The sequence below is a fragment of the Rothia sp. 11273D007AR genome, assembly GCF_053547255.1.
This window is the reverse complement of record NZ_JBPPWJ010000015.1, coordinates 16,297-37,150: the sequence shown is the minus strand read 5'-3', so window position 1 is coordinate 37,150 and position 20,854 is coordinate 16,297. Positions and strand designations below refer to the sequence as shown.

15 protein-coding genes are annotated in these 20,854 nt (G+C 61.0%); 11 read left to right on the top strand and 4 right to left on the bottom strand.

The genetic code is table 11. From position 1 onward, the window contains the following. Nucleotides 1-252 precede the first annotated feature (252 nt). The 5 genes from ACED88_RS09060 to ACED88_RS09040 are packed head-to-tail and all read left to right on the top strand — an operon-like array spanning nucleotide 253 to nucleotide 5,973. Entirely contained in the window at nucleotides 253-1,053 is an 801-nt protein-coding gene (locus ACED88_RS09060) for a phosphoadenylyl-sulfate reductase (RefSeq protein WP_449109407.1), read from the top strand. Further along, nucleotides 1,035-1,964 carry a sulfate adenylyltransferase subunit CysD gene (gene cysD, locus ACED88_RS09055; protein WP_449107061.1) on the top strand — a complete coding sequence of 310 codons (930 nt, stop codon included), beginning with the start codon at nucleotides 1,035-1,037 and terminating at the stop codon, nucleotides 1,962-1,964. The genes ACED88_RS09060 and cysD overlap by 19 nt, the downstream gene beginning before the upstream one ends. A 1-nt stretch (nucleotide 1,965) precedes the next feature. Further along, nucleotides 1,966-3,261 carry a sulfate adenylyltransferase subunit 1 gene (locus ACED88_RS09050; RefSeq protein WP_449107062.1) on the top strand — a complete coding sequence of 432 codons (1,296 nt, stop codon included), beginning with the start codon at nucleotides 1,966-1,968 and terminating at the stop codon, nucleotides 3,259-3,261. Nucleotides 3,262-3,286: 25 nt separating this feature from the next. Next, nucleotides 3,287-4,234 (top strand): sulfite exporter TauE/SafE family protein, encoded by a 948-nt coding sequence (locus ACED88_RS09045; RefSeq protein ID WP_449109406.1) that lies wholly within the window; start codon nucleotides 3,287-3,289, stop codon nucleotides 4,232-4,234. A gap of 5 nt (nucleotides 4,235-4,239) precedes the next feature. Next, nucleotides 4,240-5,973 carry a nitrite/sulfite reductase gene (locus ACED88_RS09040; RefSeq protein ID WP_449109405.1) on the top strand — a complete coding sequence of 578 codons (1,734 nt, stop codon included), beginning with the start codon at nucleotides 4,240-4,242 and terminating at the stop codon, nucleotides 5,971-5,973. Nucleotides 5,974-6,042: 69 nt separating this feature from the next. Here the strand turns inward: ACED88_RS09040 and ACED88_RS09035 are convergent, their stop codons facing one another. From ACED88_RS09035 to nirB, 3 genes are all read right to left on the bottom strand, one after another. Next, complete coding sequence (locus ACED88_RS09035) at nucleotides 6,043-6,738, bottom strand: hypothetical protein (RefSeq protein ID WP_449109404.1); 696 nt, start codon at nucleotides 6,736-6,738, stop codon at nucleotides 6,043-6,045. A gap of 568 nt (nucleotides 6,739-7,306) precedes the next feature. Further along, nucleotides 7,307-8,347, bottom strand: coding sequence for a uroporphyrinogen-III C-methyltransferase (gene cobA, locus ACED88_RS09030; protein ID WP_449109403.1), 1,041 nt, complete (start codon nucleotides 8,345-8,347; stop codon nucleotides 7,307-7,309). Between the two features lie 128 nt (nucleotides 8,348-8,475). Further along, complete coding sequence (gene nirB, locus ACED88_RS09025) at nucleotides 8,476-11,139, bottom strand: nitrite reductase large subunit NirB (protein WP_449109402.1); 2,664 nt, start codon at nucleotides 11,137-11,139, stop codon at nucleotides 8,476-8,478. A 120-nt stretch (nucleotides 11,140-11,259) separates the two neighbouring features. Here nirB and nirD point away from each other — a divergent pair, with 120 nt between their 5' ends. The 3 genes from nirD to ACED88_RS09010 all read left to right on the top strand — a co-directional run bounded on the left by nirD (nucleotide 11,260) and on the right by ACED88_RS09010 (nucleotide 13,474). Then, a complete protein-coding gene (nirD, locus tag ACED88_RS09020) occupies nucleotides 11,260-11,592 on the top strand; it encodes a nitrite reductase small subunit NirD (protein WP_449109401.1) in 333 nt (110 codons plus the stop codon). Then, complete coding sequence (locus ACED88_RS09015) at nucleotides 11,589-12,041, top strand: precorrin-2 dehydrogenase/sirohydrochlorin ferrochelatase family protein (RefSeq protein WP_449109400.1); 453 nt, start codon at nucleotides 11,589-11,591, stop codon at nucleotides 12,039-12,041. The genes nirD and ACED88_RS09015 overlap by 4 nt, the downstream gene beginning before the upstream one ends. An 83-nt stretch (nucleotides 12,042-12,124) precedes the next feature. Further along, complete coding sequence (locus tag ACED88_RS09010) at nucleotides 12,125-13,474, top strand: YjiH family protein (RefSeq protein ID WP_449109399.1); 1,350 nt, start codon at nucleotides 12,125-12,127, stop codon at nucleotides 13,472-13,474. A 67-nt stretch (nucleotides 13,475-13,541) separates the two neighbouring features. Here ACED88_RS09010 and ACED88_RS09005 read toward each other — a convergent pair whose 3' ends face one another. Further along, on the bottom strand, nucleotides 13,542-14,243 hold the full coding sequence (locus ACED88_RS09005; RefSeq protein ID WP_449109398.1) for a GNAT family N-acetyltransferase: 702 nt from the start codon (nucleotides 14,241-14,243) through the stop codon (nucleotides 13,542-13,544). 875 nt (nucleotides 14,244-15,118) lie between these two features. Here ACED88_RS09005 and ACED88_RS09000 point away from each other — a divergent pair. The 3 genes from ACED88_RS09000 (at nucleotide 15,119) to ACED88_RS08990 (ending at nucleotide 20,851) form a co-directional block, all read left to right on the top strand. Continuing rightward, nucleotides 15,119-15,403, top strand: a complete 285-nt coding sequence (locus ACED88_RS09000) for a DUF559 domain-containing protein (RefSeq protein WP_237193985.1) — start codon at nucleotides 15,119-15,121, stop codon at nucleotides 15,401-15,403. 720 nt (nucleotides 15,404-16,123) lie between these two features. Beyond that, nucleotides 16,124-19,426: an isoleucine--tRNA ligase gene (gene ileS, locus ACED88_RS08995; RefSeq protein ID WP_449109397.1), complete on the top strand. Its 3,303-nt coding sequence runs from the start codon at nucleotides 16,124-16,126 to the stop codon at nucleotides 19,424-19,426. Beyond that, nucleotides 19,427-20,851 carry a bifunctional folylpolyglutamate synthase/dihydrofolate synthase gene (locus ACED88_RS08990; RefSeq protein ID WP_336603687.1) on the top strand — a complete coding sequence of 475 codons (1,425 nt, stop codon included), beginning with the start codon at nucleotides 19,427-19,429 and terminating at the stop codon, nucleotides 20,849-20,851. Nucleotides 20,852-20,854 lie beyond the last annotated feature (3 nt).

The following is a 20,854-nucleotide window of genomic DNA, read 5'->3' as shown; positions in this document are numbered from 1 at the left end:
TTGTGGCACGCTCCAAGTGCCCCGCGGAACGCGCGTTTCATTAGATGACAGAGGGGCGTGAGCTGGTAGCGCACCCTAGTGCGCGACCTGTGACCCACGCAAACTAGATTGCGTAAAAATTACCCCCGGTGAAGACCTGTGACGTGAAGATGTCTCCCCGTGACCTGACCCATGAAATAACTCGACCACCCTGCCCCCATAAGCCTAGACTTTCAAACAATTCACCCGAAGAACTGTTGTGAAAGGAGCGCCATGGCACCCTCACCCGTGAGCTTTAAAAACTTTGGTGTTGGCTCGCCGGCCGCACCGCTGCAAGACCCCGCGATCAGCCCGGAAGGCACTGCTGAACCGGCTCAGCTCCCTGCTGACGAGCAAGAGGCTAATCGAGAACTCGTTGACCGGTATGCGGCCGAGCTCTACGACGCGAGCGCCGAAGAAATCCTGACCTGGGCCCACGAACATGTGACCGGCAAGCTGGTGGTAACCCTCTCCATGGAAAACACGGTGCTCGCCGAACTGGCTAGCCGCTACCTGCCTGACTCCGACTTCCTCTTTCTCGATACCGGCTACCACTTCCCCGAGACCCTGGACGTGGCCCAGCAGGTAGAGGACCGCTACCCCCAGAACCTGGTCAGAGCCAAGCCCCTGCTCACCGTGGCCCAGCAGGACGCCCGCTACGGCATCAACCTCTACGGCACCGACCCCGCAGCCTGCTGCCGCATGCGCAAGGTCGAGCCCCTGGCAGCGTCCATGGCCCCCTACACCGGCTGGATTACCGGCCTCCGCCGGGCAGATTCACCGCTTCGCGCCACCACCCCGGCACTGGATATAGACCCCAACGGCAGACTCAAGATCTCGCCCCTGGTCACCTGGAGCCTTGAAGATACCGACCGGTACATCGACGAAAAGAACCTCATTGTTCACCCCCTGACCAAGGCAGGCTACCCCTCCATCGGCTGCGCCCCCTGTACCGCCAAAGTAGAAGCGGGTCAGGACCCCCGCAGCGGACGATGGGCAGGATTCACCAAGACAGAATGCGGACTACACACATGAGCACCACTACATCAGCCACCCTCTCACCCCACCTCAAAGACCTAGAAAACGAGTCAATCCACATCCTGCGCGAAGTAGCCGGGCAATTCGACAAGGTCGCCCTGCTCTTCTCAGGCGGTAAAGACTCCGTTGTCGTCTACGAACTAGCCCGCCGTGCCTTCGCACCGGCACCCGTGCCCTTTGAACTGCTGCACGTAGATACCGGCCACAACTTCCCTGAAGTTATTGACTTCCGTGACCGCCTGGTGGAGCGCACCGGCGCCCGCCTGCGCGTGGCCAAAGTCCAGGACTGGATCGACCGGGGAGAACTCCAGGAGCGCCCCGACGGCACCCGCAACCCCCTGCAGACCGTCCCCCTGGTCGAAACCATCGAAGAACAGGGCTACGACGCGGTGCTCGGTGGCGCTCGCCGCGATGAGGAACGAGCCCGCGCCAAAGAGCGCATCTTCTCGGTACGCGACGCCTTCGGCGGCTGGGACCCCCGCCGCCAGCGCCCCGAGCTGTGGAACCTCTACAACGGCGGCCACCTGCCCGGCGAGAACATCCGTGTCTTCCCCATCTCCAACTGGACAGAAGCCGACATCTGGGAATACATCGGCGCCCGCGATATCGAACTGCCTCCCATCTACTTCGCCCACGACCGTGAAGTTTTCAACCGCGACGGCATGTGGCTCACCGCGGGGGAGTGGGGCGGCCCCACCAAGGGCGAACCCATCGAAACCCGCCGAGTACGCTACCGCACCGTCGGCGATATGAGCTGTACCGGCGCCGTCCTGTCTGAAGCCAGCACGGTACAGGACATCATCACCGAAATCTCCACCTCAACCCTGACCGAACGCGGCGCAACCCGAGCGGACGACCGCCTCAGCGAATCCGCCATGGAAGACCGCAAGAAGGAAGGTTACTTCTAAGATGACCCTGCTCGCCCACCCCACCGACAGCGAGGCGGCAACCGGCTCACCGGCGTCCGCCCAGCTCGCAACCCGCCAAACCCTGCGCCTGTGCACCGCAGGCAGCGTCGATGACGGCAAATCAACCTTCGTGGGCCGCCTGCTCCACGACACCAAGAGTGTACTCGCCGACCAGCTCTCAGCCGTAGAACGCACCAGCCGCGAGCGCGGCCACGAGGGCCTTGACCTCTCCCTGCTGGTCGACGGCCTGCGTGCCGAACGTGAACAGGGCATCACCATCGATGTGGCCTACCGATACTTCTCCACCGCCGAACGCACCTTTATTCTGGCTGATACCCCGGGGCATGTGCAGTACACCCGCAATACCGTCACCGGTGTTTCAACCTCCCAGGTCGTCGTGCTGCTGGTGGACGCCCGCCACGGCGTAGTCACCCAGACCCGCCGCCACCTGACGGTCGCCTCCCTGCTCGGTATTCGCCAGGTGGTGCTGGCGGTCAACAAGATTGACCTGGTGGATTACTCCCAGGACGTCTTTGAGCAGATCCGCGAAGAGTTCACGGCTTTGGCGCAGGCCAAGGGCGTCGCTGAGGTAACCGTGATCCCTATTAGCGCCCTGAAGGGGGATAACGTGGTGGAACCTTCTGCCAACACCCCCTGGTACACCGGGCCGACCGTGTTGCGCTACCTCGAAACCGTCGACGTTGCTGAGCAGGAGTCAGACCTTGGCCTGCGCCTGCCCATCCAGTATGTGATTCGCCCCCAGGGTACCGACTACCGGGGCTACGCTGGCCGTATTACAGCCGGGCACCTGGCTGTTGGCGATACCGTGCACCTGGGGCAGGGGCGAACCAGTACCGTCACCCATATCGATACCGCAGACGGTGAGGCTGCCACTGCTTCTGTTGGCGATTCCATCGTGGTGCGCCTGGCAGATGACATTGACCTTTCCCGCGGTGACCTGATTGCCGGTGCCGACCGGCCCGAGGGCAGCCGCGAACTTACCGTCACCCTGGTAGGTCTAGCCGATACCCCGCTGCGCCCGGGTGCCAAGGTCAAGCTGCGTTACGGCACCTCCCTGGTGCGGGCCCGCCTCACCTCCATCGACTCCATCCTCGATATCGACACCAACCAAGAACACCCCGGCGAAGCAGCCGAACTCAACGACATCGCCACCGTCACCCTGCAACTGGCAGAAGACCTACCCGTTGAACCCTACACCGGGCGCGGTCTAGTGGGCTCCCTGCTGCTCATCAACCAGGCAGATGGCAACACCCTAGCCGCGGGTCTCGTCCGCTAGAGCCCCACACAGAACGAATACCACCATGAACAAACTACTTCTCATCGCCCTGGGCGGTCTGCTCGCCCAACTCGTTGACGGCAGCCTCGGCATGGGCTTCGGAGTCACCTCAACCACCCTGCTCCTCACCCTCGCCGCGATGAACCCGGCCAGCGCCTCGGCAGTTGTTCATGTGGCAGAACTCGGCACCACCCTCGCCTCGGGCATCAGCCACTGGCGGTTCAACAACATCGACTGGAAGGTCGTGTTGCGGCTGGGGCTTCCGGGGGCAGTAGGGGCCTTTGCAGGAGCGACTCTGCTCTCCAACCTCTCCCTGGATACCGCCAAGCCGGTCATGGCAACTATTTTGACTCTTATCGGCATCAATCTGGTACTCCGCTTCTCCACCGGCCGCCGCGCCGCCCGCGGCACCGGCGCTCCCGCCACCCCCCGCACCCTCGGCTTCCTCGGGCTCTTCGGCGGATTCGTGGACGCCGCCGGTGGGGGAGGCTGGGGCCCGGTCACCAGCTCCACCCTCATGACCATCGGCAAAACCGAGCCCCGCCGCATCGTGGGCACGGTTAACACCGCCGAATTCCTGGTCACCCTGGCCGCCAGCCTGGGCTTTATCCTGGGAATGTGGCAGGACCTCACCGAGCACCTGCTTGCCGTCCTCGCCCTACTGGCCGGTGGCGTCCTCGCCGCTCCCGTAGCAGCCTGGTTGGTCACCCGCATCAACCCCACAGCCCTCGGAGGATTTGTGGGCACCTGCCTGGCTGTAACCCACCTGCCCTACCTCATCGGGCTGATCCCAGCGCTCGCCCCCTATAGCCTGCCGCTGACCCTGGCAGCTGCCCTGACCGGGCTGGCTCTGAGCACCCGCGGGGTACTGCGAAGCCGCCAGCTCGCACCACACCGTCCCGCCGGCTACCAGGAAACTGTTTCACCCTCAATTCACACTCTCGCAACCAGCACCACACGCACGAAAGACTAGAACCCATGGCAAAAACCCTCACCGCCCGCCCCGACCAGGCAGCCGCACCGGCCCGCCGTAAACCCGTCTCAAAGAAGCCTAATGGCCAGTGGAAAATCGACGGTAAAACCCCGCTCAACGCCAACGAAGAATTCAAGCTGGCAGATGACGGACTGCACGTACGCGAACGCATTATCGACACCTACTCCAAAGAAGGGTTTGATTCCATCGACTCGGACGACCTACACGGCCGCTTCCGCTGGTGGGGTCTTTACACCCAGCGCAAGCAGGGCATCGACGGCGGCCGTACCGCAACCCTGAGCCCCGAAGAACTCGAAGACAAGTACTTCATGCTGCGTGTGCGCATCGACTCCGGCCAGCTCACCACCGAGCAGACCCGCGTGATCGGTGAAATCTCCCGAGAATTTGCCCGCGACACCGCTGATGTGACCGACCGCCAGAACGTGCAGCTGCACTGGGTACAGGTAGAAGACGTACCCGAAATCTGGCGCCGCCTGGCAGAGGTAGGGCTCGACACCACCGAGGCCTGTGGCGACGTAGGTCGCGTCATTCTGGGCTCACCCCTGGCAGGAATTGCCGCTGACGAACTCATCGACCCCACCCCGGTGATTCGTGAGATTAAAGAAAAGTATATCGGCGACCCCGCCTTCTCCAACCTGCCACGTAAGTTTAAGACCTGCTTCACCGGCCACCCCAGCCAGGACGTCGTGCACGAAATCAACGACGTCGCCTTCGTTGGTGTTAGCCACCCGGAACTGGGTGTCGGCTATGACCTGTGGGTCGGCGGCGGTCTCTCCACCAACCCCAAGCTTGCAGAGCGCCTGGGGGTCTTCGTCACCCAGGAGCAGGCCGTGGAGGTCTGGAAGGGCGTTATCTCCATCTTCCGCGACTACGGCTACCGCCGCCTGCGCAACAAGGCCCGCCTCAAGTTCCTGGTCGCTGACTGGGGGGTAGAGAAATTCCGGCAGGTACTGGAAGAAGAATACCTGGGCTATGCCCTGCCCGACGGCCCCGCCCCCGAGACCCCCGCCGTCACCGGCGACCACGTGGGAGTACACGCGCAGAAGGACGGTAAGTTCTACATCGGCCTAACCCCCACCGTGGGGCGCATCAGCGGCAGCCAGCTCATTGACCTGGCCAACCTGGTTGAAAAGTACGGCTCTTCGCGTCTGCGCACTACCCCCTACCAGAAGCTGGTTGTGCTCGACATCGAAGAAGATGATGTTGAACCCTTCATCACCGAAGCTGAGAAGCTGGGCTTCTACGCGCGTCCGTCCGTCTTCCGCCGCTCCACCATCGCCTGCACCGGCATCGAGTATTGCAAGCTGGCTATCGTGGCAACCAAGTCCACTGCCGCCCGCGTCATCGATAACCTCGAAGAGCGTATGGCCGATGTGGCTGACCAGCTGCCTGCCCGCCTGACCCTGCACATCAACGGCTGCCCCAACTCCTGCGCCCGTATTCAGACCGCAGATATCGGGCTGAAGGGGCAGATCATTACCACCGACGACGGCCGCCAGGTACCCGGCTTCCAGGTTCACCTCGGCGGCGGACTGGCCGACTACCAGAATGACGCCGCAGGTACCCTCGGCCGCACCGTGCGCGGTCTCAAGGTAGAGGCTGACCTGCTAGAAGACTACCTTGAACGCCTGATCCGCACCTACCTTGCGGAGCGAGCGGACGCCTCCCAGACATTTGCGCGCTGGGCCCTGGAGGCAGACGAGCAGCAGCTAGTATAGGGCTGGCTTTTCGACGCGTCCGCCGGTTTTCCACTGTTGAGGCGTGGAAAACCGGCGGACGCGTCGAAGTTATAGGTACACCCCGGCGGACGCAAAAGCCCGCTTCAGTTTCTCCGCCAAGAACTGCGGCCGGTAGATAACCTCATGCCAGTTGGTTCGTACCACGTTGTAGCCTCTACCGCGGAGCCAGGCTTCACGCTCATTTTGCTGACCAAAAACCTGTTCACGGTTTGAACCCGCGTATTTGATGTTTCCGTCAAACTTTAAAATGATCATGCACTTAGGCCACATAAAATCAGGCCGGTAGCGCCGTCCGCCGCCCTCAACCCACACCTGCTGCTGGCAGGGCGGAAAGCCAAACTCGTCTAAGAAATAGACCACCAGACTTTCACCAGCAGATTCGGAAAGCGGATTGACTAGGTCAGCCAACCTCTGTAGGCGGTTACTGCCGCGGCCCTTAGCCTGACGTAAACACGTCAAGAGATCGGGGTAGAGAACCCCAGCCCGTAAGGAACTATCGGCCAGTACGAGTGCATGGCGTAGGTCGAGAACCCGGCAACAATCCACCACTGTCTGTAGGGCAGATGTTACGGGAATACCCGCAAGCTCTTGGGGCTTACTCGTAAGCCCGTGCACGGTGACGCCCGGTGAAGAATGAGCCCTAGAGTTCGGTGCTGCAACGTGGATACGTTCAGGAACAGTCAGCTGAGCAAAACCATAGAGAGCTGCAGCGCTCTGATGCGAGAAAACTGTTCGAGCACCCATACCTTTTGAATGGGCAACCAGCCGGGCCACATAGCGTTCACTCGGTAGGAGCGAAGACCAGCTCTGAGAGGGCACGTAGACCCCGCGACGTATTCTGACGATCTCGCCACGGGACACTTTTTGACGCACAGCATGACGGGTAAAACCGCGTAGCTCCAGATCTTGGGCTGTCTGAACCAGGGGGTGGATGTCGTGCAGGCTTTTCATGCATCTAGATTGCACCCTTGAGCACCTTTATCGCAGGCCTAAGGCCGAACCTGTGGATAACTGCGCCCTTTAGCGGGGATAGGCCTAACGTTTAAGGCGCCACAAAGACATAAACGCGTCATAGAAGTTAGCTGCTGTGGGGTCTGCACAACTTGTCCGGACCGCACTGGGGGCGCGTCCGTCCGGATTTCTAGCACCCTGCTAAACCTTCGACGCGTCCGCCGGTTTTCCACTGTTGAGGCGTGGAAAACCGGCGGACGCGTCGAAATGAAGAGGAAGGCACAACGAGAGCGCGGAAACGGACTCGGAATCGGGACTATGACATAGCCCCGGCTTGAAAAGTCGCTGTGGCAGCTCCTGCCTAGTGGGTCTCAAAAGCCCTTGCCATGACCTCTTCGCGGCGGGGGCCGGCCACCGCACACACCTCGCCCAGAGTAATCACAGCAGGCGGCTTCACATCGGCTAGCGTTTCAAGGCAGTCACCCAAGGTCGCGTACACTTCGCGCTGGTTGGGGCGGAAGCCGTCCTGCACCGCAATCAGGGGCAAGGACGCCGGCACCCCACGCTCGCGCAGACCGGCAACGGTATGGGGGAGGGACTTGACGCCCATGAGGAGGGAGACTGTGCCGCCGTCTTTGAGCAGGCCCGCCAGCTGATCCAGCTCCGAGCTGCCTAGAGGCGCGTGCCCAGATACCACGGTAAACATGTGGGACACACCGCGCAGGGTAATCGGTACACCGGCCAGAGCGGGCAGCGCGATCGATGAGGTCACCCCCGAATACACGGTGACCGGTATACCGGACTGCTCACAGACGTAGAGCTCCTCAGCACCGCGCCCGAAGACATAGGGGTCACCGCCCTTCAGACGGGCCACCGTCCGACCGGCTAGAGCATGCTCTACCATGAGCCGGTCAATCTCCCGCTGCGGCACCCGGTGCTGGCCGGGAATCTTTCCCACATCAATAATGCTTGCCTTAGGCGCCCAGCGGGGCAGGTCTTGGTGGGGAGCAAGATGGTCAAGCAGGACGACGTCCGCCCGACTCAGTGCCTCAAGGGCATGGCGGGTCATGAGGCCGGGATCGCCGGGGCCAGCCCCAATCAAAAAGACCCTGCCGACCTGCTGCGGCGCCGGTTCGCTATCTACAAGAAGGACCGTGTGCAGACCCCTGCTGCCCAGGGCGGCCGTAATCGCCTGCCGCCAGTTCCCAATCTCATCGGGCTGCTCGGCACAGATGACCACCACAGACGGGGAGATATCTTCTAGAACAGAGGGGAGTAAGTCAGCAGAGGAGACACTCATGACCTCAGCCGCCGCCTTATACTTGGGCGCAACCTGCCCCACCCGCTCTGATGCTCCGCAGAGCAGCACCGCGGCACTGGTGACATCAAGATCAGCGAACACGCCGTATCCTCTCCCTAGAAAACTCTTTACCCCTCATCCTCACACGGGTCGGGCAGCTTCACCCACTTGCGTGACCTCGCATGAACCGGAGCATCACAACCTTGTCACACGAGGTCACACGGCGGCAGCTAGCCGGCGTGCACCGGCAAACTGGCTCCGGCAATCAAAACCTTCTCGCTGGCGTCCTCACCCTCAAGATCACCATCGGCCTCAGCTGCAGCGATTTCCGCTTCGGTGGCCGGGCGGATCTGGTCACGCTCCAGCACATACATGCGGTCACCCGCTGAATTAGCCTCAGGCTCATTCACAAAAGCCCTAAAGCGGCGCAGGCGTTTCTCGTCGCGCAGGGTTGCGGCCCACTCGTCCTCATAGTGGTCAATGTGGTACTGCATATCGGCATCTAGCTGTTCACAGATGCCCAGCTTGTCGTCGATAATTACCTCGCGTAGGTGCTCGATAGCGTCGCCAAACTTTTCATCGAGGTCCTCAGCCCAGCGGGCGGTGCGCTGGAGCTTATCCGCGGTACGGATGTAGTACATCAGGTAACGGTCAATATAACGGTAGGCGGTTTGCTGGTCGAGATCCTGCGCAAACAGGCGGCCGTGGGCGGGGTTAGCGCCGCCGTTGCCGGCAAAGTAGAGGTTCCAGCCGTTCGTGGTGGCAATCAAGCCGACGTCCTTACCCTGGGCCTCAGCGCACTCGCGGTTACAGCCAGAAACCGCCACCTTGAACTTGTGGGGTGAGCGCAGACCCTTGTAGCGGTTTTCGGTATCAATGGCCATAGCCACCGAATCCCGCATGCCAAAGCGGCACCAGGCAGAACCAATGCAGGACTTCACATTACGCAAGGACTTACCGTAGGCCTGGCCCGACTCAAAGCCCGCATCGACCAGCCGCTGCCAAATCTCAGGCAGCTGCTCTAGACGGGCACCGTACATGCCGATACGCTGGGCGCCGTTAATCTTGGTGTAAAGCCCATAGTCAGCTGCCACCTGGGCAATAACTGCCAGCTTCTGCGGGGTAATTTCGCCACCGGGGATTCGGGGAATTACACCGTAGGTGCCGTCCTTCTGCATGTTGGCCAGGTTGCGGTCGTTGGTGTCCTGCAGGGCGCCGCGGCCACCGTCCAGGGCGTAGGACTTGCGGGTCGATGCAAGGATGGACGCCACGGTCGGCTTACAGATGGCACAGCCGTCGGTACCCCGCCCAAAGCGCTTGAGCACGGAGTAGAAATCATCGAGGTCGCCCACAGCGTAGACAGCCTGGAAAAGCTCAGCACGCGAGAGATCAAAGTGCTCGCACAGGGCCTTCGAGACCGTCAGCCCCAGTTTCTTCATGGTCTGTTCTAGGGTCTTTTGGATCATGGGTACGCAGGAGCCGCACTGGGTCCCGGCGGTTGTCTCAGCCTTGACCGCTCCTACATCGTGCGCACCGCCCTTTACCGCTTCCCGCACTGCACCGAAGCAGATATTGTTGCAGGAGCACAGCACCGCATCGTCGGGCAGTTCTGTATCGGGCACGCCATCCCCGCTTCCTGCAGCGGTGAGAAAGGCGGACGGCTCCGCGGGCAGCTCCCTACCCAGCAGCGGCTTCAGCGAATCGTAGGGGGCGGTATCACCCACGAAGACGCCACCGAGCAGGGTCTTCGCATCGGCGGTTGTCACAATCTTCTGATACAGGCCGCGAGCCGGGTCAGCAAACATAATCTCTAGGCAGTTTTCGGTCACCCCGCGACGGTCACCAAAACCGGCTACTTCCAGACCCGAAAACTTGAGTTTGGTGGCGATATCGAAGCTCTCTACCTCTTCATGACCACCGGTGAGATTAGTTGCCACAGCTTCAGCCATCTGATTAGCCGGAGCCACCAGGCCCCAGGTGCGGCCCAGCACGCAGGCTACTTCACCGATAGCCCAAATATGGGGGTCTTCCGACTGGCAGCTGGGGGAGACCACGAGGCCGCCGCGCTCGCCCACCTGCAAACCGGCGTCCCGGGCTAGCTGATCATTGGGGCGGATGCCGGCAGCCATCATGACCAGGTCAGCATCGAGCTGGTGCACATCGGCTTCATCACCCATACCGTTTGCCACCGACACCGAGATAACCTCACCGGCGGAATCCTTGTTAATGGTTGAGATAAAAGCACCGGTTTCAACCGCGATTCCCGCTTCGCGAATTGCGGCGTTGACCGCGAAACCGCCGCCCTGGTCTACCTCAATCGATAGCAGCCAGGGAGCCACATCGAGAATGGTGGGGTCAGCTCCTACATCTCGCAGACCTTCAGCCGCCTCTAGGCCCAGCAGGCCGCCACCGACCACGATGGCGCGTGGGCGGCGTCCTAGCTTGTCGGTAAGGCGGGTGACCTCAGAAACCACGTTTTGAACATCGTCAATGGTTCGGAAGACATGGGCGCTGTCGGAACCGGGAATGGGAATTTTGACTGCCGAAGAACCGGTAGCCAGAACAAGTTCATCGTAGGAGTAGGTCTTGCCGTCGGTTGCGCTGACGGTTCGGTTCTTCCGGTCAATGGAGGTGGCGCTCACGCCGCTGATCAAGGTGACATGGGGGTTGTCCCATAGCTCTGGGTCACCCAGGGTGAGGTCGCGCTGGGTGTCTTGGAAGATCTTTTCGAGAGCCACGCGGTCGTAGGGCAGGTGTTTCTCGGCGTTGAGCACGGTAAGGTGGGAGGCGCCGGCGTCCTTTTCCAGGAAGGCCTTGGCGAACCTCCAGGCGGCGGGCCCACCTCCAATCACCAGTACTGAACGCTGGTTGGCGGTGCGGGGATCGGTGGACATCAGTGCCTCCCTAATGTGGGTTCAAGCCGGTTTAATGCGTATTTCTAATGCTAATATTAGCTTAAAAGCAAGATAAACCCACGCAAACACAAGCAGTGACGTAGAAATAGGGAGAAAACCGTGACATCACAGTGGTACCGCATCTGCACCATGGACGACCTGGAACCCAACTGGGGTGAGGCTGCCCTGATTAATGGGCAGCAATACGCGGTCTTCCGCACCGCTGGCGATTCCATTTTCGTCACCGACCATAAGGACCCTGCCTCCGGCTCCCTGGTGGTAGCTCGCGGCATTGTTGGTGAAAAGAACGGCGAGCCGACCGTAACCTCCCCGCTCTACAAAGAGGTGTACTCCCTGGTAAGCGGCAACTGTCTCTCTGGGGCTGAGCATCGCCTACCCGTTTACCCTGTGGAGGTGCGCGACGGGGATATCTGGGTGGAGCTGCCCGCGTGAATCAGCGCTTACCCCTAGCGCTGGATATGCGCGGACGCCGGGTACTCCTTGTGGGGGCCGGGCGGGTTGCTGCCCGTAAACTTGGCCCCCTCCTGCGCGCAGGTGCCCACGTTGAAGTGGTGGCACCTACTTTGGGTGCCGCAATTGAAGAAGAACTGGCCGCCGGTCACCTGGTTGCCCACCGGCGTCCGTTTGCTCCCGAAGATCTTGCTGGGGCCTGGCTGGTCTACGCGCTCACTGACTCACCAGGCCTCAATGCACGGGTCGCTGACCTCTGCGAAGAGCGAGGAATCTGGTGCCTAGTGGGCGGGGCATCGCAGGAATCCCCCGTCTGGTCGCTGGCCCACCGCAGGCAGGGCGATGAACTGGTGGCTGTTTCTGGCGGGGGTAACCCGCGGCGAGCCCTTGCTCTGCTGGATCGCGTCGTTGCGGCTTTGGGTTGGAAATAATCAAATAAACATAGTGACACGCAGCACACAAGTTGGTAGGCTGACTGCAATGTATATACAACCACTCAGGTGTGGAGGTTACTATGTCTATGCAGTCGTGGAGCCAGGAGCCCACTGCCGCCATCGATACCGTAAGCAGGCCGGGCGCGGGTAAAGACGCCTTTAAACTCATCGCCTGCTCCGCTATCGGCATCTTTATGTTCTTCATCCCAATCACCTACCAGGGCAAAACCAGTATCCCTCTGGACCACCTGGTTACCATCGTCCGGGCCATACTCGGCCCGGTGGTGCCCTGGTTGCTCCTTGGGCTCATTGCTTTCGGCACCGTCCGCCCATTCCTTCAGGGCACATGGAAGGCGAGCACCACCAAAACCATCTTCGCTTTGCTCAACATAGTGGGTCTGATCGCCGCCGTCCTCATGGTGACCAGCCCGCCCAGCTGGCTAGACCAACCCGGCGTTGGACCCTTCCTCTGGGGGACTCTAGTAGGGTCGGTGGGCCTCATTGTTCCTATCGGCGCAATCTTCCTGGGGTTCCTCATTGGGTTTGGCCTCATGGAGTTTATCGGCGTTTTCGTTCGCCCCGTCATGAAGCCGGTCTGGAAAACACCCGGACGTTCAGCGGTTGACGCTGTGGCTAGCTTCGTTGGATCCTACTCGTTGGGTCTGCTGTTGACCAACCGTGTCTATAAATCTGGAGGGTACACCGCTAAAGAGGCCGCTATCATCGCCGTGGGTTTCTCAACCGTTTCTGTCACCTTCATGGTGGTTGTTGCGAATGCCCTCAACCTGATGGACTACTGGCTTCTTTACTTCTTTACCAGCCTGATTGTTACCTATCTGGTGACTGCTGTGCTGGTTCGTATTCCGCCGCTCTCTCGAATTCCTGACGAGTACTACCCAGGTGTCACGCCCCAGCCTGAAAAATCGGTAGGGCGCGATAAATTCAAGGTGGCGTGGGCTCAGGCACGAGCCACTCTGCAGGCTTCACCCGGGGTATTTGCAACCATGTGGATCAATTTTAAAGACGGCCTTATGATGGCTTCCTCTATCCTTCCGTCCATCATGTCGGTAGGCCTCATCGGCATTTTACTGGGCCGTCACACCCCGCTCTTTGACTGGGTGGGCTGGTTGCTCTACCCCTTTACCTGGATAGCCGGCATGGCTGATCCTGCAGGTGCTGGTAAAGCAATTGCACTGGGATATGTAGAGATGTTCCTTCCTGCCTCTGCAATCGGGCCTGAAGCTGACCTTTCCACCCGCTTTATCATTGCGGTTGTCTGTGTCTCGGCGGTTATCTTTCTTTCAGCTATGGTTCCATCAATTTTGGCAACGGAGATTCCTGTGAGCTTCTGGCAGCTGACGGTGATTTGGTTTGAACGGGTGGTGCTGTCAACTGTGCTCACCGCACCGGTTGCCCATCTGCTTCTGTAACGCTTAGCTCACCTATGCACACAATCGCCCGCCCCACCTGCGCTAGGTGGGGCGGGCGTCCTTGCGTTTAGCGCAGATGCAGGGTCATGTCGTGCCAGATAGCGCCGCCGTGGGTTGATTCTGAGACCCTATCAAGCTCAAAGCCGAGCTTCTCATAGAAGCCAATCAGCTCCTTCTTGCAGGTAAGAATCACCCCTGTTCGCCCCTGCTCTCGTGCCTGGTCGATGAGCTTTTCTATCAGGGCGGACGCGTACCCCCGGCCCCGGTGGGCCGGGCGGGTGTTGATACCAAACACCGTCTGGTAAGCCCCGTGTCGAGTATGGGCCTGGGGGCTCTTGTAGAGGTCATCGAAGATAACGGGGGAGTCGGTTACCAGCCCGTCGATAAAGGCAACAACTTCGCCGTCAGCTTCAAGTACCCAGAAATGCTCCCCAAAAACCTCGAACCTGGCTCGCAGGTCGCTCTCACTCGCTGCTTCAGCCGCCGGGAAGCACTCAGCTTCAATGGCTGCTAGGGCGGGTAGGTCTTCATGCTGTGCCTGGCGAATCTCTACGCGGGTGTCCTGCTGGTGAGCTGCTGCCGCGTCAAGCGCTGCTAGAGGCTGGCCACCCACACCCCAATCGGTGCGCGGTACCTCGTTAAGAATCACCCACACCGAGCTTTCCTTGGCACCCATCACCCGGGCATAGGTGCGGGTGAGTTCAGCAATCAGCTCGGCCTTCTTCTCATCAGACTGAGTAGATGCGTACGAGACATTAATGAGGGGCATGGTGTTCTCCTGGGTAGTGCTTGAACCCAAGTCTAGCGGCGTATCAGGGGTGGGTTCATCTTGAGCGCCCACCAGACTCTCGTAGTGCTTATGCCTCAAATGGGTGGTGCAAGATTCTTGTGGACACTTAGCTCAGCTGCGTCATACTGCGTCACGGCTGCACCGTTTTATTCGCACTTGCCGTGCACTGGTGAGCAAAGCGCTATCCACAGGAAGTACCTTTCTAGCGAAATCTGCCCGGATCAGCGCACAATCTGACCATGAAATCTCCAGAAGAAATAGCTATGGCCGTACAGACCACACAGGATCTATTTGCACGAGGCATAAACAAGGACGCCCTCGCTCGCGCGGTCGCTCGCGACGAGTATCAGCGGCTTGGCTACGGAAGCTATATGGAAAGTGGTTTCCACTCTCAGCTTTACCCTAGTCAGCAGTATCTTGCCCGTGTCATCGGGTATGGCAGAAGCAGGCTCAAAACCTCGGTGCTATCCCACCATTCAGCGGCAGCGGTACACGGTATGTGGCTACTCCATATACCGACTGCTATCCATACAGTGGGTCAGGCACACGGCACCCCTTCACCGCGGGTTGTGCGGCATAGAAACAACCGGTACGAAATCGAGAAAAGTTTAGGTGTAGATGTAACCGCACCGCTCGATACGGTTCTTCACTGTATGAGGGTGATGAAATTCGAAGAGGCGCTTGTGCTTGCGGATAGTTCTTTGCGGAAGATTGAGCACCAAAAACTGACCCAGGCCTTACGGGGGCTCTCTGGCCGTGGTTCCGTGCAGGCTCGCATAATTGCAGATATCGTAAGCCCTCTCAGCGAGTCGCCTGGGGAGAGTTTGCTGCGGCTTTTCTTGATGAGGTGTGGTTTGCCTCGGCCTGTTGAGCAGCACGTGATTGGGGTATATGGGCAGCAGTTCAGGGTAGATTTTGCCTGGCCAGATTTCAAGATCATCGTTGAGTTTGATGGGCAGATTAAATACACCCAGTTTGGTGAGCGTGAGGACGTTTTTGGGCGGCAGAATGAACGTGAGGCTCTCTTGCGGGGGCAGGGGTGGGATGTGGTTCGAGTAGCGTGGGACGAGCTCACCCGGCGTCCGCACGAGCTCAAAATCAAGATGGAGCGAGCTTTCAACCGTGCCCGCCGCCTCTAAGGGGCCACCAGACTCTCGGAGCGCCCACCAGGGGAATAAGCACTTTGAGAGTCTGATGGACGCTCGTGGAATAGGGGAAGTATGCGGACGCCGCCCGCAGGTAGGTGCGACCTGAAGTTGAGCACAGGGGCGGGGGCAAGAATTGTAATTTAGGTTCCCCTGCTCACCCTGCCAGCTGGCGGTAATCCGCTATCTTGGGGCGGGGTGTCCGCCTCTGTACTACATCTTGTGCTCACACGCCTGTAATTCACGCCCGGGCCCGGCGGGTGCCTGCCAGAAAAGCAAAAAACCCGTTAGACAGCCACCGCCCCTGCCCCTAAAATAGGTAACAGTTGCAATGACCCGGCTATCACCGGCGAGCAATCCGGAAGAACAGGCTGTACCTGCACACCCCCGTAATTCGTTGCGACGAGGGGAGTGCGCGGAATAGATATAGCCCCAGTAGACCCGGACGGGTAAGCCCGAAACAGCTGTCATGAAGCGACTGATAACCGGTTCGACCCTGCGCTGGGCGCAACCTACCTCATCTCACGAGACGGTAGGCTGCCCCGGCGCAGACCCATACCCGCCCGCACTTTTTAGTGCGGCCCGGGGTGGGGTCGGACCGGTTGACGTAAGCAAGGTGGTACCGCGCAGGTTCCCCACCCGTCGAGCGGACGGGGGAGGGCAGGCGTCCTTGCACCCCAAGTACTAGGCAGACAAGAACCTAAGGGCGCAACCATGACCAAGAAGCCTGTTTACCCCAAGGCAAGTGCAAGCGGAGCCAGCTTTGTGGCCGCTTCCCCCTCTTTCCCCGCACTCGAAGAAGCAGTGCTCGATTACTGGAAGAAGGACGACACCTTCCAGGCCTCCATCGACAACCGTGACGCCGGTGAGAACGGCGCCAACGAGTTCGTTTTCAACGACGGGCCTCCCTTCGCCAACGGCCTGCCCCACTACGGCCACCTGCTGACCGGCTACGTCAAGGACCTGGTCGCCCGCTACCAGACCCAGCGCGGCCACAAGGTGGAGCGCCGTTTTGGCTGGGACACCCACGGCCTGCCTGCTGAGCTGGAAGCGATGAAGCAGCTGGGCATGACCGACAAGCAGCAGATCATCGAGATGGGCATCGATAACTTCAACGACGCTGCCCGCGCCTCGGTGCTCAAGTACACCAAGGAATGGGAAGAGTACGTCACCCGCCAGGCCCGCTGGGTGGATTTTGAGAACGACTACAAGACCCTGAACGTGGAGTACATGGAGTCCGTGATTTGGGCTTTCAAGCAGCTTCACGATAAGGGCCTGACCTACGAGGGCTTCCGCGTGCTGCCCTACTGCTGGAAGGACGAAACCCCGCTGTCCAACCACGAGCTGCGCATGGACGATGACGTCTACAAGGAGCGTCAGGACCCGTCCGTCACCGTGGCTTTCCGCATCACCGACGACGCCACCCTGGCCAAGCACCCCGAAGTTGCCGCCGAACTGGCCGGTGTTGAGGCCCTGGCCTGGACCACCACCCCCTGGACCCTGCCCACCAACCAGGCTCTGGCCGCTGGCCCCGAGATCAGCTACGTTGTCGTGCCCGGCGCCGGTGAGCTAGAAGGACGCCGCTTCCTGCTGGCTGCCGACCTGCTGGGCGAGTACGCCAAAGACCTGGGCTACGGGGACGCCGAAAAGCCCGCGGACGCCGCCCGCGAGGCCGTCCTTGCCACCTACACCGGCACCCAGCTCGAAGGTGTGCGCTACGCACCCCTGTGGGACTACTTCACCGACGCAGAAAAGTTCGGCACCGAGAAGGCCTGGCAGATCCTGGTCGCTGACTACGTGACCACCACCGACGGTACCGGCCTGGTCCATCAGGCCCCCGCCTACGGTGAGGACGACCAGAAGGTCTGTGAGGGCTACGGTATCCCCGTGATTCTGTCCATCGACGAGGGCGCCAAGTTCCTGGACCTCTTCGCCGACTCTTCCCTGGCCGAGGGTGCCCCCCTGGCTGAGATTGCAGGCGTCCAGATTTTCGAGGCTAACCGCACCATCATCAACACCCTCAAGGCTGACGGTGTGCTGATTCGCGAGAAGTCCTACGTTCACTCCTACCCCCACTGCTGGCGCTGCCGCACCCCCCTGGTCTACCGCGCCATCACCTCCTGGTACGTGCGCGTGACCGACTTCAAGGGCCGCATGAGCGAGCTGAACGAGGACATCAACTGGATCCCCGAGAACGTCAAGCACGGCCAGTTCGGTAAGTGGGTTGAGAACGCCCGCGACTGGTCCATCTCGCGTAACCGCTTCTGGGGCTCCCCGATCCCGGTCTGGGTCTCTGATGACCCCAACTACCCCCGCACCGACGTCTACGGCTCCCTGGCTGAGCTGGAAGCCGACTTCGGCCGCCTGCCCCTGAACAAGGACGGCGAGGTCGACCTGCACCGCCCCTACATCGACGAGCTGACCCGACCCAACCCGGACGACCCCACCGGCAAGTCCACCATGCGCCGCGTGGAGGACGTGCTGGACGTCTGGTTCGACTCCGGTTCTATGCCCTTCGCCCAGTTCCACTACCCCTTCGAAAACAAGGAGTGGTTCGAGGCCCACTACCCGGCAGACTTCATCGTTGAGTACATTGGCCAGACCCGCGGCTGGTTCTACACCATGCACATTCTGGCCACCGCCCTCTTCGACCGCACCGCCTTTGAGAACGTCATTGCCCACGGCATCGTGCTGGGCTCGGACGGCCAGAAGATGTCTAAGTCCCTGCGCAACTACCCGGACGTCTCCGAGGTTCTGGATCGCGACGGTTCGGACGCCATGCGCTGGTTCCTGATGTCATCCCCGATTCTGCGCGGCGGCAACCTGATTGTGACCGAGCAGGGCATCCGCGAGGGCGTCCGCCAGGTCATGCTGCCCCTGTGGAACGTCTACCACTTCTTCGCCCTCTACACCAACGCTGCCAACGGCGGTGCAGGCTACGAGGCCAAGTTGGTTACCGAGGCCGAACATGTGATGGACCGCTTTATCCTGGGTAAGACCCGTCAGCTGGTTGCCGAGGTCACCGAGGCCATGGACGCCTACGATGTATCTGCCGCCTGCGAGGCCCTGCGCACCTACACCGACGCCCTGACCAACTGGTATGTGCGTCGCTCCCGCGAGCGCTTCTTCAACGAAGACGCCGCGGCCTTCGACGTGCTCTACACCGCCCTGGTGACCTTTGTGAAGATGGCGGCCCCCCTGCTGCCTTTGACCACTGAAGAAATCTACCGTGGCCTGACCGGGGAACGTTCGGTTCACCTGACCGACCTGCCTTCGCCGGAGGACTTCAAGGACGAGGCTGAGCTGCTGGCCCTGATGGAGACCACCCGCGCTGTTGCCTCTGCCGGTTCTGCCCTGCGTAAGGCCCACAAGCTGCGCGTGCGCCAGCCCCTGGCAGCCCTGACCGTGGCGGTTGCCGGTGGCAAGGACCTGGCCGGTACCTTTGAGTCGATCATCGCTGATGAGCTCAACATCAAGGCGGTTGAGCTTCTGGACGCTGCCGAGGTGGCTCCTGCGGACTTCGGCATCTCCCAGCAGCTCAAGGTCAATGCCCGTGCCGCCGGCCCCCGCCTGGGCAAGCAGGTGCAGGTTGCTATCAAGGCTTCTAAGAGCGGGGACTGGAAGGTCACCGAGGACGGCACCGTTGTGGTTGGTGCCGACAACATGGCTCTGGAGCCGGGCGAGTACGAGCTTGAAACCGTGGTCGCAGAAACCGACGGCGCCGCAGAGCGCGCCGTCTCGGTTCTGCCCGGCGGCGGCTTCCTGGTACTCGATACCACCCTCACCGACGAGCTGCGCGCCGAGGGTACTGCCCGCGACGCCGTCCGCGCCATCCAGTCCGAGCGTAAGGACGCCGGCCTGAACGTCTCAGACCGCATCGAGCTGACCATCACCGCCCCCGCCGCTGACCTCGAAGCTATCAAGAAGCACGAGGAACTGGTGGCCGGTGAGACCCTGGCTGTGGCCGTGACCTACCTCGAGGGCGCTGAATTCTCAGCGACCGTGAAGAAGGCATAAATGACCAAGGACAACATGGAGCTTGACCCCGTGTTTGCCGAGATTGCTGCCGAGGGCGCTCGCGCTGACGATGCCCTCGGCGTAGCCTCGGTCTACGCCGATCTGCTGGCTCGTGCCCCCGAGCACAAGATGGCCCCCCGCCTCGACGCGATGACCCGTGCCGTGGAAATTCTGGGCGAACCTAACAAGGCAGCCCCGGTCATCCACATCACCGGCACCAACGGCAAAACCTCAACCGCCCGCATGATTGAGCGCCTGCTCATGGCGCACGACATCCGTGTGGGCCGCTACACCAGCCCCCATATTTCCAAGGTCACCGAGCGGATCTCGATTGACGGGGCGCCCGTGGCAGATTCCACCTTTGTGCGTATCTGGGGCGAGATTCAGCCCTACCTGCAAATCGTGGACGCTGAACTTGAGGCAGCCGGTGCCCCCCGCATCACCTACTTTGAAGCCCTCACCATCCTGGCTTTTGCGATTTTCGCCGACGAGCCGGTGGACGTGATGGTACTTGAGGTGGGTATTGGGGGCTCCTGGGACGCCACCAACGTCGCCGACGCTACCGTATCGGTGGTTACCCCCATTGGCCTGGACCACACCGACATGCTGGGGGAGACCCTCGCCGAAATTGCCGGTGAGAAGGCAGGGATTATTAAGGACGGCGGCTTCCTCATCTCCGCTGCCCAGGACCCGTCCGCCGCCCAGGTCCTGCTCGAAGCCGCCCGCGCCCACAACGCCGACTACCGCTTTGAAGGCGTAGAGTTCGGCGCTGTCGACCGCACCGCCGGTGTGGGCGGGCAGCTGCTTACCATCCAAGGACTAGCTGGACGCTACGAAGACATAGCCCTGCCCCTCTTCGGTGCCCATCAGGCCCAGAACGCCGCCGTGGCCCTGGCCGCGGTTGAGGCCTTCTTGGGCGGGGGAGAGAAGGAACTGAGCCTCGACCTTATCAAGCTGGCCTTTGGCGAGGTGCGCTCGCCGGGCCGCCTAGAGGTAGCCCGTACCGAGCCGCCCGTGGTACTCGATGCCGCCCACAACCCCCACGGTGTCGCTGCTTCGGCAGCCGCCTTCAAGGAGTCCTTCAGCTTTGAAGAACTGCACCTGGTGGTGGGTATCCTGGGTGAAAAGGACGCCGCGACCATGCTGAACCTGCTCTTTGACGAGTACGTTGATCGGGCAGATTGGCGCACGGTACTGCACCTGACCAAGTCAGACTCTCCGCGTGCCATTGCCCCGGAAGAGCTAGCTGAATTGGCCCTCGACGCTGGTTTTGATGAAGACGCCATCGAGACCTACGAGAACATTCCCGATGCTCTGTCCGCGGCGGTGACGGCTGCAGCCGATGTGCCCAACCTGAACTCCGCGGTACTGGTGACCGGCTCTATTACCGTGGTGGGCGAAGCTAGCACCCTGCTCGGACTGTAAAGG

Coding starts and splice junctions, on each gene's coding strand:
- ACED88_RS09060 (WP_449109407.1), top strand. CDS start 253: ATGGCACCCTCACCCGTGAGCTTTAAAAACTTTGGTGTTGGCTCGCCG.
- cysD (WP_449107061.1), top strand. CDS start 1,035: ATGCGGACTACACACATGAGCACCACTACATCAGCCACCCTCTCACCC.
- ACED88_RS09050 (WP_449107062.1), top strand. CDS start 1,966: ATGACCCTGCTCGCCCACCCCACCGACAGCGAGGCGGCAACCGGCTCA.
- ACED88_RS09045 (WP_449109406.1), top strand. CDS start 3,287: ATGAACAAACTACTTCTCATCGCCCTGGGCGGTCTGCTCGCCCAACTC.
- ACED88_RS09040 (WP_449109405.1), top strand. CDS start 4,240: ATGGCAAAAACCCTCACCGCCCGCCCCGACCAGGCAGCCGCACCGGCC.
- ACED88_RS09035 (WP_449109404.1), bottom strand. CDS start 6,738: ATGGGTGCTCGAACAGTTTTCTCGCATCAGAGCGCTGCAGCTCTCTAT.
- nirB (WP_449109402.1), bottom strand. CDS start 11,139: ATGTCCACCGATCCCCGCACCGCCAACCAGCGTTCAGTACTGGTGATT.
- ACED88_RS09010 (WP_449109399.1), top strand. CDS start 12,125: ATGTCTATGCAGTCGTGGAGCCAGGAGCCCACTGCCGCCATCGATACC.
- ACED88_RS09005 (WP_449109398.1), bottom strand. CDS start 14,243: ATGCCCCTCATTAATGTCTCGTACGCATCTACTCAGTCTGATGAGAAG.
- ileS (WP_449109397.1), top strand. CDS start 16,124: ATGACCAAGAAGCCTGTTTACCCCAAGGCAAGTGCAAGCGGAGCCAGC.
- ACED88_RS08990 (WP_336603687.1), top strand. CDS start 19,427: ATGACCAAGGACAACATGGAGCTTGACCCCGTGTTTGCCGAGATTGCT.